The sequence below is a fragment of the Polyangium sp. y55x31 genome (genome assembly GCF_029946505.1).
Lineage (GTDB): Bacteria > Myxococcota_A > Polyangia > Polyangiales > Polyangiaceae > Polyangium.
Window position 1 is genome coordinate 38465 of sequence record NZ_JARZHG010000016.1, and the last position, 15686, is coordinate 54150.

The following is a 15686-nucleotide window of genomic DNA, read 5'->3' on the forward strand; positions in this document are numbered from 1 at the left end:
CGAGGCCACGTGCAAACATTGATTCGAGGACGCCGGGGCCGCCTGGTGATCGCTCCCGGGGGAGAAGCCGCAGCTCAGTAATCGATGCAGGTGCCGCCGGTGCAGCGCCGGATCAGTTGCCAGGTGCCGGACTGGCACTCGTAGGTGCTGACTTCCGTCGTATGGCTCAGCTTCTTGGTGACGATGTGCGTAGCGCCCTCGTTGGCCGCGGTGCAGGGCGGCATCGTCTCGGCTTGTTCCACCATGTCGGGGGCATCGACGTCGAGGTCCACGTCTTCTTCGGCGATACAAGCAGCAAGGCCCAGCACGGCGAGCGCGAACAGTCGTTTCATGTGTGCTCCTTCATCCCTGTCCGGGACTGGTTGAATGAAATGCGAGAGCTCTCGCTCTGTCTACGCTGCTCGATGTATCAGAGCTCGACCGGCTGAGTAATCGTATATTTGGCCAACTGTTTTCTCAAAATTGCGAGACGCCAGCGGCCTGGCGGGCGATCAAGCCGGCCGGAACCGCACGGGCAGCCGCGCCACGCCGTTGGATTGGAGCCCCTTGAGCGGCTCCAGCGGCTCCTCGTTCGAAAGCTCGAGCCCTGGCAGACGCTCGAGGATCGCCTGCAACGCCACCCGCGCTTCGAGCCGCGCCAGGGGCGCGCCAATGCAGAAGTGGATACCGCTGCTGAAGGCGATGTGCGGGTTCGGGCTCCGGCCGATGTCGAAGCGGTCCGGGTCCTTGAAATGGGCCTCGTCACGGTGGGCCGAGCCGAGGAAGGCGACGACCTGCTGCTTCTCGCGAATCCTCTGGCCGCCGAGCTCCACGTCCTTCGCGGCGACTCGGAACCAGGTGTTGATGGGCGGCCGGAACCGGAGCACCTCCTCGATCGCCGGGCCGTGGAGGTTCGGGTCGGCGCGCAGCCGGGCGAGCTCGTCCGGGTGCTCCAGCAGCGTGAGCACTGTGTTGGTGATGAGGCGCGAGGTGGTCGAATTGCCCGCGACGAGGAAGAGCTTCATGAAGCCGAGCACCTCCTTGTCGCTGAGGCGCTCGCCGTCGACCTCGGCCGCGAGCAGGCGCGAGGTGAGGTCCTCCCGAGGCCCGGCGCGTCGCTCCGTGATGACCTGGGAGAAGTAGGCGTCCATTTCTTCCTGGGGGCGGGGACTCGCGGGTTTTCCGCTCACGATGGAGTCGAAGGTCTCGATAACCTCCAGGGTCAGCCGACGGAAGTAGGCGTGCTCCGCGCGGGGAATGCCGAGGATGTCGGCAATCACGAGGAGCGGCAGCACGCCGGCGAACTCTTCGACGAGCTCGCACGCGCCGCGCTGGGCGATGCCGTCGAGCAGCGCGTGGGTGGTGCGGGTGATCTCCGGCTCCAGCTCGGCGCTGGCTCGCGGGGTGAAGGCTCGCGAGACGAGGTTACGCAGGCGCTGGTGTCGCGGTGGATCCGAGGCATTCAGGTTGCCCCGGTGAATGAGGTCCAGGGCAGAACCAGGGGCCAGGCGGCCGTAGTCGGAGGAGAAGCTCTCCCAGTCCGAGAGCACGGCCTTCACGTCGTCGTAGCGGAAGATGCACCAGCTCTGATAGCGCTCATCGTAGTGGATGGGGCGCGTCCGGCGCATGGTTTGATAAAAGGCTCGGGTCTCGGGCGCGTCGGTGTCAGCCATGGTGCGAGCTTGTCACGTTGCGGGAGCGTGCGGGGAAGTATCGGCCGCGTAATCCCTGCTGTCGAACGAACGATGTCGCGGCGACGCCTGGCCGGCCCGAGGATCGGGTTTGCCAATCCCTCGCATGCGATCGGTCACCACGCGTACCGGTACCCGAGATCGAACTCGAGATAATCCATCGGGTAGCGCTTGCTCTCGAACAGGCTGAGGCGGCTGTAATGCCACGAGGCCTCGACGAAAAAGATCTGCTTCAGGATGCGGAAGTCCGTACCCGCCGACAGGCGCGTATCGTGCGCGGTGCCCGTGCCTTTGTGGCCCGATTGGAGATTGACGTGCAGGAGCAGGCCGTACTCGACGAACGGCATGACCACCGCATCCGGGTCACTCGCGCCGTACAGGTAGTGCTTCATGAGCAGGCCGTAGCCAATCTGGTGGAGCTGCTCCGCGCCTGGGTAGAACCGGTAGGAGAGGTTGATGCCGATGGCGAACGACGGCTTCAGGTAGAATTCGTACGCCCCAAAGAGCCCGGGCCCGAACGGCGAGGTCTTCTCGAACGGCTCGAGGTATTCCGCCTGGAAGCTCAGCCCGATGCGGATCGAGCGTGTCGGGAATGGCGTGGGCGTGGCCACGGGAGCGGGCACCGGGGGAGGCGGAGGCGCGGCGGGCGCGGCGGGCGCGGCGGGCGCGGCGGGCGCGGTGGGCTCACCAGGCCCTTGCTCCTGGGCTCGAGCGACGGTGGGGAGAAGAAGCAGGAGGGGGAGGAGGAAGGCGGTCGATCGCATTGGTGACGCGTGCACCCTGCCATCTTTATTCACCCAAGAGAATCCCCAACCGTGGGGCCGATGCTTCTGCGTCGATCCGGGCGTGCTTGCGTTCGAGCGGCGGGCATGGTACGGCTCGTCCTGTCGAAAAACGGCAGACCGGTCCGGTGAGCCCCGGTCACTCCCAGGTCGGGAGCCCTTGTCCCTCCAGCACGGAGTGAGACCCACGGCACGATGACGCACGTGTGCGTCCGACGTGGAGGCTCTCATGAAACTCAATCACCTCGACCTGCAGGTTCCCGACGTTCGCGCCGCTGTCGAGTTCTTCGAGCGCTACTTCGACCTCGAGCTTTGCAGCAACCGCAATTCCCCCGCGATCGCGATTCTCTCGGACCGCCACGGGTTCACGCTGGTCCTTCAGCGAACGAAGGACGCGCAAGTGTCGTACCCGGAGGAGTTCCACATCGGCTTCCACATCGACGACGAAGACGAGGTGCGCCGGCATCACGCGCGCCTCGTCGCGGATGGGATCGGCCCCATCACGGACGTGATCCAGAATAACCGCGGGGTCATGTTCTATTGCAGGGGACCGGGATCCGTGGCGATCGAGGTTGGCTGCATGCGGCGCGGGCGGGTCGATCCTGCCGATCTGGGTCCGTCACGGGATGGTGTTCGCTCGTCACCGTGACGGGCTCGCAGCGCCGCGCGCTCGACCCGCGTGCGGAGATCACAATTGCCGTGCCAGGCGAAGGTGCGGTAACAGGTGGTCATGGCATCCGGGCTTCGCAGCGTGACCATGCTCGTCGGCGCCGGCGTGGTGCTCGTGCTGGCGGCGGCGTGCGCGGGGCCGCTGTCGCGACGGGAACAGGCGTTGCGCTCGTTCCGGCAAACCGTGGCCGAGGATCTCGGCGGGGCGGTGACGTCGGCGGCGCTCGATTGCGGTGAGGTCGCGGGCTCGTACGACGAGTTCGTCCAGCACGACAGCGAGCCCCGGCGATGCCTCGCCGGGGCGTTCCGCGCCTGCCGACCGGCGCGCGTGGATGGCTCGTACCACGGCGTCGATAGCGGGCCGTTTTACTGGTCAGCGGTCGTCTCCACGGGTGCCGACAAGGCTGGGTGCGAGGTTCGTCGTTACCAAGACGCGCGCCTCGATACCCATGGCGATCGGTCGATCACGCGGTACCGTTGCGGCGACCCCGCTCCCGCGGCCGGCGGGAGCGAAATGGGGCGCTCGTGTGAGCTCGTCTGGAGGGAGCGACACGTGCTCTGCAGGGCGTATGCAGCCGAGACGACGGCGTCAGGTGCCCGTCAGGGTTTGCCGTCGATCAGGGAGTGCGTGGAGCTACCGGTCGACGTTCGATGGTCGAGCCCGTGATCTTCCCACGCTTCGTGGACGAACAATACGACGGGGCCCCCGCGGTATCTGCGGGGGCATGAGGAAAGCGTCGTATCGGGCGTGAGGGGGAGGAGAGAACTATCGAAGAGCGCTGTCCGCGGCTGTCCGACGGGAACGCCTGCGGGAAACGATTCCCAATGCCAGTGCGATCAGCGCGCTCGGCGCGAGGGACGTGGCGCGGGGCGCGCCGGCCACCTTGCATCCGCAACCTTCATCGCCCGTGGAATCGCGCCCGCCGGTGCCGGAAGACGCGCCGCCACCGCCGTCGCCTCCGAAGCCACCCACGCCGGGCTCTGTGCCGCCCACGCCGCCCGAGCCGCCCACGCCGCCCCCGGAGCCGCCCGTACCGGAGCTGCTCGCGCCGCCGCCGGTGCCGGAGCCACTCCCCGAGCCGCTCTGGACCGGGAGCTCACACCATTTCATCGGGACATTGCATACGTACCCCGGGGCGCACGCCGCGTCGTCCGTGCAGCTCGTGGCGCACTTGTCCCCGACGCACGCATATCCTTCCACGCAGCTCGTCTGCGTCCCCTCGACGCACACGCCGCTCCCGTCGCATTGCGAAGGGTTCGCCTGCGTGGTGCCCGTGCAGGAGCCGGCCGCGCACGCCGTCCCCGCCGCATACAACGAGCAAGCGCCGTCCCCGTTGCATTGACCGTCGAGCCCGCAGGTCGAAGGCGCCTGCGCCGCGCATTCGTCGTCGGGATCCGTGCCCGTCTTGATGGGCTGGCACTGCCCGTCGGCCCCCTGACCCTTCTTGGCGGCCGAGCAGGCCTCGCAGGATCCCGCGCAGGCCGCGTCGCAGCAGACGCCGTCGACACAGAAGCCCGAGCTGCATTGGAAGCCGGCCGAGCAGGGGATTCCGGGCATCCCCGGGGGCTTGCAGGCCCCGGCCAGGCAAATGTTGCCGGTCAGGCACTCGTTGTCGTTCGTGCACGGATTCTTGCACGATCCCGCCGAGCAGACGTAGGGCGCGCAATCCTTCCCCGCCGGATCGGTCACGCACTGCCCCATGCCATCGCAGATCTGCCCCTTGACGACGGTCCCCTGGCAAAGCGAGGCCCCGCAGGAGGTGCCCTGGGGGTGCAGTTGGCAGGCGCCCGCGCCGTTGCATTGACCGTTCTGCCCGCAGCTCCCTGCTGCTTCGAGCGCGCATTCGTTCTCGGGGTCCGTCCCGCTCGCGATCGGCCCGCACACGCCGTCCACGCCGACGCCCTTCTTCGCGGCGGTGCACGCCTCGCAGAGCCCGGTGCAGGCCGTGTTGCAACAGACCCCGTCGACGCAGGCGCCCGATTGGCACCAGGCATCACTCGAGCACGCGGCGCCGTTCGCCGCGAGCTTGCCGCAGACCCCGGCGACGCATACGTTCCCGGCCGTGCAATCGGCATCCGCGGCGCACGTCGTGTTGCACGCGCCCGCCACACAGGCGTACGGCGCGCAGCTCGTGGGCGCCCCCGCGGCGGTGCACGTGCCCGTCCCGTTACACGCATTCGATTGCGCGGCGTCCCCCACGCAGATCGCTCCGCACGGCGTGCCCTGGGCGTGTTTCGTACACGCGCCCGCGCCATTGCAGCTCCCCGTCGTGCCGCAGGTGCTCGCGCCTTGCTCCGCGCACTCGCTGTCCGGATCCGCGCCCATGGCCACGGGACCACACGCGCCGTCGACCCCCGCGCCCTTCTTCGCAGCCGTGCACGCCACGCAGGTACCATTGCATGCCGTGTCGCAGCAGACCCCGTCGACGCACGCGCCGCTCTCACACGTGGCGCCGGTCTGGCAGGACACACCATTCACGCCGAGCGTCGGGTCCGTGACGAGGCGGGCCCAGGCCCGCTCGGCGCCGTAAGGCTGCGCGGTGTCGAAGCGCTGGTAGACGAGCAACGCCTCCTTGGAGGGGCCGGCGGCGATCGCGGGGGCGAGCTCGTTTTGCGCCGGATGGTTCGCGAGGACGATGCCCGTCGTGTCCGTCACGACCCCGCCGGGCGTGAGGCGCGCGCCGTAAATGTCTTGACGGCCGCTCACCGCGCGGTCGTCTTGCCAAACGACCCAGTACTGGGTGCCATCCCAGACCGCTCGCGCCGCGCGCTGGGTGTTCACCGCCGTGGAGATGCCGATCCCCATGGGATCGAGCACGGCGCCTGTGCTACCCACCCGCGCACCACGAACGTCGGCGCTATTGTCCCACGTGACGAGCCATTCGGCGCCATTCGACGTGACGGAGGCGGTGTTTTCGCTCGCGGAGGTGGCTGCGACGTTGATGGCGAAGTTGCCCGTGTCGAGCACGGCGCCGGCCGGCGTCAGGCGCGCCGCGGCGATGTCGTACCCCATCGCCCCGGGCCTCGACCATGCGACGAGGTAGTTCGTCCCATTGTAGGCCACCGCGGCCGACGAGCCGCCGCCCGTCGAAACTTGAATCCCCGAGGCATCGAGCACCGTCGCGGCCGGGGAGACCCGGCTCGCCCAGATCTCGGCGTTCGCGGCGTCTTGCCAGGTCACGAGCCAGTTCGTTCCATCGGACGAAACCGCGGGGGTGCTCTGACTGCCGGTGGCGACCTTGATCGGCACCCCTGACGGATCCAGCACGCTCCCGGCGCCGCTGACGCGCGCGGCGTAAATGTCGTCATTGCCGGCGCGGACATCGGTCCAGGCGACGAGCCAATCGCCACCGAGCGAGGCGATCGAGGGATAATATTCGCTGCCCGTGGCCTGCGAAATCGCGATCCCGCTCGGATCGAGCACCGCGCCGGTCGTCGACAAGCGGGCGCCATAGATGTCCGTCGTCGTGCCCGGGCGCCGGTCCTCCCAGACGGCGAGGTAATTCGTCCCGTTGTAGGCCACGACGGGGCGCACCTCCGCGTTCGCCGCGCGTGAGAGGAGCTGGCTCGTCGCGTCGACCTTGGTGAGTGCGTTCGAGACGCGCAACCCGAAGACGTCCGACGTGCTGTACGAATTCGACAGCCGCGTATCCGTGAAGGCGAGGAAGAAGTTCGTCCCGTCGTGTGCGGCTGCCGCCATCGAGCTCGAGCCGGGCTCGGCGACGAGGGCCGTCTTCGGGATCGTGACGTTGCCGAGCGAATCGACGAAGAGCCCGTAGATTTCGCTGCTCGTCGTCCCGAACACGCCATACCCATTGCCCGCGAAGGCCACCGAGAGGCCGGTGGCCGAGTCCGCGAGGTATTTGCCGGAGCTCGTGTCGAGCACCGCACCCGCATTCGTGATGCGCTGGCCGCGGATGTTGCTGTCCCGCCACACGGCAAACCAGTTCGTACCATCGGAAGCGACGTCGAGGTCGCTCGTACTGCAATAAGAGCAAATCGTGATGTTCGACGCGTCGAGCACCGTGCCCGAGGGCGAGACGCGGCGGCCGTAGACGTAGCTGGTGCTCGCGTCGAGGGTGTCGAACACCACCAGGTAGTTCGCCCCGTTGAACGCGATGCTGATGTCGTCGAGGTTGACATTGCTGGACGCGAACGTGAATTCCGGGGTCATCGTCCCATCGGGCGCGATCAAACGACCATAGAGGCCGTAGCTGCGCCTGTAGGCGACGAGATGGTGCGTGCTGCCGAACGCGACGGCCGCCGGCCCCTCCCCGCCCGCCACGTCCGCCGTGGCAACCGCGATCCCGCCGGGATCGAGCACGGCGCCGCTGCTGCTCACGCGGGCGGCGTAGATGTCCCCCTGGGGGTCTTGCCGCTGGTCGGTCCACGTGACCATCCAGTTCGTTCCATCGAAGGCGATGTCGGGCTTCTGCTGGATGCCGGCGGCATTGGAGATCACGATCCCGGAGGTATCGAGGATCGTCCCCGCGCTGGAGACGCGAACACCATAAAGGTCATCCGTGCCCGTGCGTGCGTCGCGCCAGACGACGAGGTAATTTCCACCCCCGAAGGCGATGGCCGACTCGGTTTGGGTCCCGGCAGCTCCGACCTGGATGACCCCGTCGATCCCGAGCTCGGGTCCGATCACCGGATCGAGCACGGCCGGAAAAACGCTCTCGTCGAGCGCACGCTCCGGGACACGCAAGACGATGTGGCCCGCCTCGAAGTCGACGGGCACCGCGGTCTTCCGCCCGCGGGCGTCGATCCACGTCGCGACCCCATAACGCACGCCGAGCCCCGTCTGCGGGTCGACGAAATGAAGCCCCGTCTCGGTCTCCTTCGTGAAGACCTCTCCTGACACCGCGATCCGGACCTCGAGATCCCCGCGACCTTCGGGCTTCGTCGCAAAGGAAAAACTCTGCTCGACGCCCTGCTCGGTATTCTCGAGGTGCTCGACGACGTCGCCGTGCGTGATGGCGACACGCGAGCTCGGATCGAGCTCGATGCGCGGCTCGCCTGCGTCGAGAACGGACACGCCGGCGCGCTCGATCGACGTCAGGGCCGCGACGAACGCGGCGCCTTTGACTCCATCACGCGCGGGCCCGTCCGCCGCGGGTTGATACGGCGCGACCTCGAACGAGCGCGCATCTGCTCGCACCGCATACGTGGTGTGCCCTCCATGCAACGAATCGCCTTCGGGGCGAAACGCGAAGTGGACACGCCGCATGACATCGCCGAGCCCGAACTGCCCCCGAGCGGACTCCGGCGCCGGCGCGTGGCTCGGGGGCGTCGAAGCAGCCTGGGCGCCGTCGTCGGGCCGCTGTTCGTTCGTACACCCGAGCGAGGCGCTCATCAGCGCCAGGCACAAGGCGACCCGCTCCGGGCGCGGCCGCGATCGAATCATGAACCCAAGGGAGCACGGCGCTCGCCTGACCGTAGACATGCCAGTCTCCTCGCAGGATGTGGGCTCGCCTCGGGCGGGAGAGCCGAGGCTGCGCTCATTTCGGCGCGATCAGGAGACATGTAAGCCCAGTTGTCAACTGAAATTACGCGCCGCGCCACACCCGCTGCTCGGGCAAACCCTGCTCGTGCGCCGCTCGACTTCCTCGGCGCGGATACGGAGCGCTCAAGGGCAATAAATATCCATCCCGTCGCAGTAGAGCGCGGTGAAGCTCCCGGCGACGCTCCAGCCGGGTGCATCGATGGTGACGGTCCCTTCGGTTCGAGGGTATTCCATGCCCTCACCGATCGGTCCGTCCGGCATCGGATCGGCGCGGGTGAGCTCCAGCCATCCCTTCGCGGAGGCGTACTGGCCGTTCACCTCGACCGTGACGTCGGCCTCCGCTCCGCCCAGGTATCCCGTCATTGGATCCACCTCGGTCCGATAGAACCTGAGCGACGGCGCGGGCGGCATGGAAACGGGATCGAACGAGTGCACCGCGCTCAGCGCGACGTGGAGCCCGCCGCACTCCCCGTTCAAGAAACCCATCCAGGCATAGGGGAGGTCGATCGATCCGAGCGGCGTCATGCCGGAGACCGCCGCCGTCACGGCCCCGTCCATCGGGCAAAGTGGCTCCGGACCTCCGTCGGTCGTGCTCGCGTCGTCGAACGAAGCATCCTCCACTCCGGCATCGACGAGCGGCGCGCCGCCGTCCCCGCCCGAGCCCGCAGCGCCCCCGTCGGGCTCGGCCTCGACGACGGCGCGCCCCGCGCAGCCCACGAAAACGATCATTGCCGCGACGGTGACGAACACGATGGGGCTTTTCAATGTAGCCTCTTTCACGAGCTGCGTTTGGCCGAATCTAGCACGAAAGACGCGCCGGACGGGTACGCGTCGAGGAGCACGATGCCCACGCGGCGGGGACGGGTGGGGAAGGGGAGCACAAGCAAAAGCGGAGGCGCATTGACGCCCCTCCGGCCGTGTCCGATCCTCCGGCCCGCACACGCATGGGAAAACTGCTCCTCATCGAGGACGACGCTGCGCTCGCCTCCGTGCTCTCCCTCGCGTTCGAGGACGCGGGGCACGAGGCGATCGTCGCCAAGGACGGGCTCGACGGGCTCGCGCGCGTCACGCGGGATCGCCCGGATCTCGTGATCAGCGACGTCAACATGCCGCGCCTCGACGGCTTCAGCTTGTGCCGGCGCCTGCGCGAGGCGGGCAACCTCGTGCCGCTGATCCTGCTCACCTCGCGTGACTCCGAGATCGACGAAGCGCTCGGGCTCGAGCTCGGCGCCGATGACTACGTGGCCAAGCCGTTCAGCACCCGCGTGCTCCTCCTGCGGGTGCACGCGCTCCTGCGCCGAAAGCAGACGCCAGGCAGCGCCGCGACGGCCCGGGGCGTGGTGGCTGCGGGGCCACTGCGCCTCGATCCAGAGCGGATCGAGGCGCGCTACCACGACACGCCGATCACCGTGACGCTCACCGAGTTCCGTCTCCTCGAGGCGCTCGTCGCTCGCCCGGGCGTGGTCTTCTCGCGCGAGCGGCTGCTCGAGCTCGCGCGCGGCGACGAGAGCGTGGTCGACGCGCGCCTCGTCGACACCTACGTCCGGCGCCTGCGCCGCAAGTTCGAGGCCGTGGAGCCGGCCTTCGACGGCATCGAGACCGTGGTCGGCGCGGGATATCGGTACAAGGACCGTGGCGCGTAGGAGGCACTCGCTCCGGCGTCGCACGTTCGCCGTGGTCCTCGCGGTGATCCTCGCGCCCGTGGGGATCGTCTTCGGCGCCCGGTACGACGACGCAGGCGAAGAGGATCGCATGCGCGCGCGCGTCCTTCGTGCAGCCGAGGCGGCTCGATCGATCGTCGCGACGAACCCCGACGCCTCCTCCTCGCTCGTGGCGTCGATCGAAGAGGCCGCGGCGGACGAGCGGGTGCGGCTCCGCGTGGTCGACGGCGCGGGGGTCGTCGTCGCGGATCACGATCACGAGCCGTCCACCTCGCTGCGCGACCGGATCGGCGATCTTTTCTTCGGCCCCGAGGGCGCGCCCACGCTCCGCGCGTACGAGGAGCTCGCGCCGCGTCTCGCCGAGCGTCCCGAGGTCCAGCGCGCGCTCGCCGAGGGGCACGCGGAGGGCTGCGAGCGCGCCCTCGGGGGCAAGCTCCTCGTTTGCCATGCGGCCCTGCGCGTCTCTTCGCCGACCGCCGCGCGCGTGGTGCTCGCGCAGAAGAGCTCGCCGCGGGTCATCCGCGCGATTTCCGACGTGCGGTATCCGCTCCTCAAGTTGAGCTTCTTCGTGCTCGTCGGCGGCCTCGCGCTCGCGGCGTGGCTCGGCCGCCGCATCGCCCGGCCCATCGAGGAGCTCCGCGCCGAGGTCCTCGATCGGATCGAGCGTCCCCTCTCCGGCACGCCGATCCCCGTGCGCACCGAGGACGAGATCGGCGATCTCGCGGGCGCCTTCAACACCCTGCTCGCCGCGATCGCCGAGCGCAGCCAGAAGAACCACGCCTTCATGGCCGACCTCGTCCACGAGCTGAAGAGCCCGGTCGCCGCAGTACGCGCCGCCGCCGAGGCCCTGCCCGGCGAGGGCCCGCCGAACCCGGCGCGGATCGAGCGCCTGCGCCAGGTCCTCTTCGATTCGAGCAAGCGGCTCGACGCGCTCGTGAGCCAGTTCCTCGAGCTCGCGCGCGCCGAGGCCGGCTTGCCCAGCGAGGAGCGGATGGCGCTCGACGCCGCGGAGCTCGTGCGCGGCATCATCGCGACCCTCCAGAAGGACGAGCGCCGCGCGGGCATCAGCTTCGAGCTCGACGTTGCGCCTGCGCAGGTCGAGGTCGTCCCGGCACGTATCGAGGCGGCGGTGCGCAACCTGCTCGACAACGCCGCCGATTTCGCCGGCGAGGGGGGCGCCGCGCGTGCGTGCGTGCGGGTACGGGTGTCCACGGACGCGGGGCAATGCGTGATCGAGGTCGAGGACACCGGTCCCGGCATTCCGCCGGAGAACCTGCCGCGTGTCTTCGACCGATTCTTCACGGACCGGCCCGCGGGAACGGGCCAGGGCACGGGCCTCGGCCTCGCCCTCGCCAAGGCCATCGTCGAGGCCCACGGCGGCACCCTCGTGGCCGCATCGAAGCCGGGGAGAGGCGCGCTCTTCCTCCTGCGCCTCCCTCTCGTTTCACACGGCGTCCACATCCATTCCGACGACGTTTCACCCGAGCGCTAGCGCGCCGTCCATACGGCGGGCGCAACCTCCTCGCGTCGAAGGGAGGTTCTCTTGCGGATCGTATGGCTCGCCGCCGCGGACGCCCGCGGCCATTTGATGCGCGCTCACCTCGTGCGGGGCCTGCTCGCCCGGCGCGGCATTCGCGTGGACGTGATGACCACCTCGGAGGAGGGGCGCACCTTCCTCCAGGCCCTTGGCACGCCCTCCGAGCTCTTGTCCGCCCATTACAGTTTGGCCTACGACGCCCACCAGAACATGGCCCGGGCCCGGACCGAGGCGTGTATTCTGCGATATCTGTTCACCCCGAGCCGCGGCGCCGCGGATCTCGGGCGCCTCTCCGAATTCGCGCGGGGCGCGGCGTACGTGGTGAACGATTTCCATCCGCTCTTGCTCCTCGGCGGCTCGCGCCCGGCCGGCGAGGGCCACGCGCTCCCGTGCCCCGTGGTCCACGTGTATGGCGAGAACATCTGGCGCGCCATCGAGGGCCATTTCGAGGGCCGCGGCCCGGCGATCGCCCACAAGGGGTTCGGCGCGCTCGTGCGGGCCTTGCGGGATCGGGCCCACGCGCGGATCGAGCATACCCTCGCCGCGCCCCTCGCCGGGGATGGGGATCCTGCGCGGCGGAGCTACCGCCTCCTGCCCATCGTCGCGGCGCCGCAGAGGTCCGCGGCCGACGTGCGGGCCTCGCTCGGCCTCGCCCCGGGTGCGCGCCTCGCGGCCGTGTACCTCAATCCCCATTTCGCGGATCCGGCCGTGGCCTCGGCCATCGAAGAATCCCTCGCCGCGGAGGGGTACGTGATGCACGCGGTAGGCGAGGGATATACCGCGCGCCCTGCGTGGAGGCCTTACGATCCCGATTTCGGCAGCGTCGCGGCCGCGGCGGATCTCCTCGTCTCGGCGCCGGGCATGGGCGCGGTGGGGATGGCGCGGATCTTCGGGGTCCCGCTCCTCGCGCTCCTCACGGACCAGCCGGAGCAACGGCAAAATACGAGTGTCTTCGCGTCGTGCCCCGCGGGCGCGTTTGCCGGCGTCGAGCTCGACGCCCCGGGCCGTCTCGAGGCCCGCTTGCGAGGCTCGCTCCGCGCCCTCGGCCCCTCGGCGGGCGCGGCCCTCGCGCGCCCCTCCGCGTCCGCCCTCGTCGGCAGGATCCACGAGAGCTGGGCCCGCATTCTTTTCGATATCGCCGCATCCGCCCCTGCGCGGCGGATGCTCTCCGTCTCCACCCAACACCAGAGCGAGGTTCATTCATGAAGACCACGGATCGCCCCACCGCCGCCCTCGTCCTCGAGACCAACAACCTGCGAGGCACTACCGAAAAAGAGCGTATCGTGCAGAGCCTCGAGCGCCTGCTTCGTCACCTCGGCGCGCAGACGTTCCCGCTTCGCGAGCTCGACGAGATCGTGATCACCCACGACGGCCTCTCTCCGGTGGAGCAAGCGCGCCTCGGGGAGGTGACGGGGCGAGAGGTGCGTTTCCTCGAAATCGGCCCGGAGGTCGGGTATTACGACGCCAAGAACCGCGGCTTCGACGCCACGACCGCCGACGTCGTGATCTTCGGCGACGCCGATTGCTGGCCCGACCCCGCCTGGCTCGAGCATCTGCTCGCGCCTTTCGCCGCGGATCCGGGCGCCGAGGTCGTGGCCGGCCGGACCACGTACCGGGACGACCTCCTCGGCATCGCCGCGACCGCGATCGATTTCATGTACTTCCCGAGCCCCCTCGGCGAGGGCACGACGCGGAATTTTTATGCGAACAACGTCGCCTTCCGGCGCGACGTCTTCGCGGCGCGACGATACCAGCCCGCGGAGGGCATTTACCGAGGCCATTGCCAGGCGCTCGGCTTGCGGCTCGGCGCGGACGGGGTGCGTATTCGCTTCGAGCCGGCCGCGCACACGACGCACCGGTTCCCCGACAGCGCCGCCGAGCTTTTGCGCCTGCGCCTCTTGCGTGGCGCCGATACCGTGGAGATCACCCCGCATCTCGGCCGCGCGTTCTTGCCTGCGGAATGGCAATGGTTGAGCCGGCTCGGGCCGCTCTCGCCGCTCGGGGTGCTCTCGGCGCGCCTGGGTTTTTCCACGCGGGCCGTGGGCGAGCAGGGGCTCTCCGAGATCGACGGGGCGCGGAAGGCCGCAGCCCTTCTGCTCGTGGGGGGCATCTCGGCTGCGGACGCCGTGGGCTCGATCCTGCGCTCGACGTTCGGCGCGCGTTTCGGCGTGCATGACGGCGGGTTCCGGGGGAAGGCGCTGTCGTACCACGGGGACGGGGATCGGCTGGCGACGGCGGCTGCGTGATGTCGGAGGCGCCGGCCCGAGTCGGATTTCGTCACCCCGTGGAAGCTGAGCTCGGGTGACGGAACGGAAAGCTGCGAATCGACGCGACCTGGTACGATGCGCCCGGGTGATATACTGATCCCGCCCGCATCTCCCTTCGTTCAGGAGCGATCGACCATGACGCAGCCCCAGAACCGCAGAACCTTCCTCGCCGGCCTCACCGCCGCCACCGCGATCCTCGCCTTCAGCCCCTCTGCCCGCGCGTGGTTGCCCGAGCCCGACGCCGCCTCCGACGCCGTCCCCCTCCCATGCCTCGACGGACAGCTCCTTTTTGCTCCGGGCGATCTCGCCTCTGCGGCGGAGGATTTTGGCCACATTCTCCACCACACGCCCATTGCCGTCCTCCTCCCCGGCTCGATCGCCGACATCCGCGCGCTCCTCCGCTTCGCCCACGCCCATCGGATCCCGGTAGGCGGGATGAGCATGATCGGCAATACCCATAGCGTCTACGGCCAATCCCAGGTCGAGGCTGGCATCGTGATCAACATGGCCTCCCTCGCCACCATTCACGAGATCGACGAAGACAGCGCCCTCGTCGATGCCGGCGTCCGCTGGGTCGACCTGCTCGCCGCCACGACACCCCTCGGCAAAAGCCCTCCGGCCCTCACCGATCACATCGACCTGAGCATCGGCGGCACCCTCTCCGTGGGCGGCATCGGCGGCCAAGCCTTCCGCCACGGCATGCTCGTGGACAACGTCCTCGAGCTCGAGATCATCACGGGTCAGGGACGACTCGTGGCCTGCTCTCCGACCCGCCATTCCGATCTTTTCCACGCTGCCCTCGGGGGGATTGGCCAGTTCGGCATCATCGTCCGCGCCCGCGTCCGCCTCATCGACGTCCCCGGCATGGCCCGCCGCTATACCGCCTTGTACCCCGCCCTCGTCGACTTGATGGCCGACCAGGAAAAACTCATGGACGACGGCCGCTTCGACTACCTCGAAGGGTTTGCTCTCCCCGCCGAAGGTGGCGGGTGGATGTATCAGATCGAGGCCGTCAAATACTACGCCCCGGGACAGCCCCCGGACGACGCCGCGCTCACGGGCGACCTCACCTTCGCACCATCCACCCTCACGGTGGAAGACCTCACCCACTTCGATTTCACGAACCGCATTGCGCCCCTCGTCGCGCTCCTGAAGTCCGTCGGCGCCTGGGAGCTTCCGCACCCCTGGATCGACATGTTCGTCCCCGGCTCCGAGGCGGCCTCCTTCATTCAATCCGTCCTCGACCAGACGACCCCCGACGACATGGGTGGCGGGCCCATCCTCATCTACCCGTTCCAGCGCGCCGCCGTCACCGCTCCCTTCGTCGCCCTTCCCGACGAGCCCACGGTTTATCTCTTTTCTCTCCTCCGCTTCGCGCCGCCTCCCGTCGTCTCCAATCTCCTCGCCAAGAACCGCAGCATCTACGAGACCCTCCGCGATCTCGGCGGCAAACGTTATGCAGCGAGCGGCATCCCCTTCACGTCCTCTGATTGGCAAGATCATTTCGGCGACATGTGGCCGATCTTCGTCCACTTGAAGCACCGCTTCGACCCCCGCCGCATCCTCACGCCCGGCCCTGCCATTTTCGGCTGAG

12 protein-coding genes are annotated in these 15686 nt (G+C 68.8%); 7 read left to right on the plus strand and 5 right to left on the minus strand.

The genetic code is table 11. From position 1 onward, the window contains the following. Window positions 1-74: 74 nt before the first annotated feature. The 3 genes from QHF84_RS26090 to QHF84_RS26100 form a co-directional block, all read right to left on the minus strand. On the minus strand, window positions 75-332 hold the full coding sequence (locus QHF84_RS26090; protein ID WP_281316130.1) for a hypothetical protein: 258 nt from the start codon (window positions 330-332) through the stop codon (window positions 75-77). 159 nt (window positions 333-491) lie between these two features. Then, entirely contained in the window at window positions 492-1652 is a 1161-nt protein-coding gene (locus QHF84_RS26095) for a cytochrome P450 (RefSeq protein WP_281316131.1), read from the minus strand. Between the two features lie 134 nt (window positions 1653-1786). Further along, entirely contained in the window at window positions 1787-2434 is a 648-nt protein-coding gene (locus tag QHF84_RS26100; protein WP_281316132.1) for a hypothetical protein, read from the minus strand. 247 nt (window positions 2435-2681) lie between these two features. Here QHF84_RS26100 and QHF84_RS26105 point away from each other — a divergent pair, with 247 nt between their 5' ends. Together QHF84_RS26105 and QHF84_RS26110 are read left to right on the plus strand one after the other, a co-directional pair. Next, complete coding sequence (locus tag QHF84_RS26105) at window positions 2682-3101, plus strand: VOC family protein (RefSeq protein WP_281316133.1); 420 nt, start codon at window positions 2682-2684, stop codon at window positions 3099-3101. An 81-nt stretch (window positions 3102-3182) separates the two neighbouring features. Beyond that, window positions 3183-3788 carry a hypothetical protein gene (locus tag QHF84_RS26110; protein WP_281316134.1) on the plus strand — a complete coding sequence of 202 codons (606 nt, stop codon included), beginning with the start codon at window positions 3183-3185 and terminating at the stop codon, window positions 3786-3788. A gap of 99 nt (window positions 3789-3887) precedes the next feature. Here QHF84_RS26110 and QHF84_RS26115 read toward each other — a convergent pair whose 3' ends face one another. After that, entirely contained in the window at window positions 3888-8528 is a 4641-nt protein-coding gene (locus QHF84_RS26115; RefSeq protein ID WP_281316135.1) for a hypothetical protein, read from the minus strand. 222 nt (window positions 8529-8750) lie between these two features. After that, entirely contained in the window at window positions 8751-9392 is a 642-nt protein-coding gene (locus tag QHF84_RS26120; RefSeq protein WP_281316136.1) for a hypothetical protein, read from the minus strand. 179 nt (window positions 9393-9571) lie between these two features. Here QHF84_RS26120 and QHF84_RS26125 point away from each other — a divergent pair, with 179 nt between their 5' ends. The 5 genes from QHF84_RS26125 (at window position 9572) to QHF84_RS26145 (ending at window position 15685) form a co-directional block, all read left to right on the plus strand. Then, window positions 9572-10270: a response regulator transcription factor gene (locus tag QHF84_RS26125; protein ID WP_281316137.1), complete on the plus strand. Its 699-nt coding sequence runs from the start codon at window positions 9572-9574 to the stop codon at window positions 10268-10270. After that, window positions 10260-11780, plus strand: a complete 1521-nt coding sequence (locus tag QHF84_RS26130) for a HAMP domain-containing sensor histidine kinase (RefSeq protein WP_281316138.1) — start codon at window positions 10260-10262, stop codon at window positions 11778-11780. Before QHF84_RS26125 ends, QHF84_RS26130 begins: the two co-directional genes overlap by 11 nt. 51 nt (window positions 11781-11831) lie before the next feature. After that, complete coding sequence (locus QHF84_RS26135) at window positions 11832-13031, plus strand: hypothetical protein (protein WP_281316139.1); 1200 nt, start codon at window positions 11832-11834, stop codon at window positions 13029-13031. Further along, entirely contained in the window at window positions 13028-14071 is a 1044-nt protein-coding gene (locus tag QHF84_RS26140) for a glycosyltransferase family A protein (protein ID WP_281316140.1), read from the plus strand. Before QHF84_RS26135 ends, QHF84_RS26140 begins: the two co-directional genes overlap by 4 nt. 156 nt (window positions 14072-14227) lie before the next feature. Beyond that, window positions 14228-15685, plus strand: coding sequence for an FAD-binding protein (locus QHF84_RS26145; protein ID WP_281316141.1), 1458 nt, complete (start codon window positions 14228-14230; stop codon window positions 15683-15685). Window position 15686 lies beyond the last annotated feature (1 nt).

Bases quoted from the DNA above. Each gene is read 5' to 3' on its own strand.
- QHF84_RS26090 (WP_281316130.1), bottom strand. From the start codon at position 332: ATGAAACGACTGTTCGCGCTCGCCGTGCTGGGCCTTGCTGCTTGTATC.
- QHF84_RS26095 (WP_281316131.1), bottom strand. From the start codon at position 1,652: ATGGCTGACACCGACGCGCCCGAGACCCGAGCCTTTTATCAAACCATG.
- QHF84_RS26100 (WP_281316132.1), bottom strand. From the start codon at position 2,434: ATGCGATCGACCGCCTTCCTCCTCCCCCTCCTGCTTCTTCTCCCCACC.
- QHF84_RS26105 (WP_281316133.1), top strand. From the start codon at position 2,682: ATGAAACTCAATCACCTCGACCTGCAGGTTCCCGACGTTCGCGCCGCT.
- QHF84_RS26110 (WP_281316134.1), top strand. From the start codon at position 3,183: ATGGCATCCGGGCTTCGCAGCGTGACCATGCTCGTCGGCGCCGGCGTG.
- QHF84_RS26115 (WP_281316135.1), bottom strand. From the start codon at position 8,528: ATGATTCGATCGCGGCCGCGCCCGGAGCGGGTCGCCTTGTGCCTGGCG.
- QHF84_RS26125 (WP_281316137.1), top strand. From the start codon at position 9,572: ATGGGAAAACTGCTCCTCATCGAGGACGACGCTGCGCTCGCCTCCGTG.
- QHF84_RS26140 (WP_281316140.1), top strand. From the start codon at position 13,028: ATGAAGACCACGGATCGCCCCACCGCCGCCCTCGTCCTCGAGACCAAC.
- QHF84_RS26145 (WP_281316141.1), top strand. From the start codon at position 14,228: ATGACGCAGCCCCAGAACCGCAGAACCTTCCTCGCCGGCCTCACCGCC.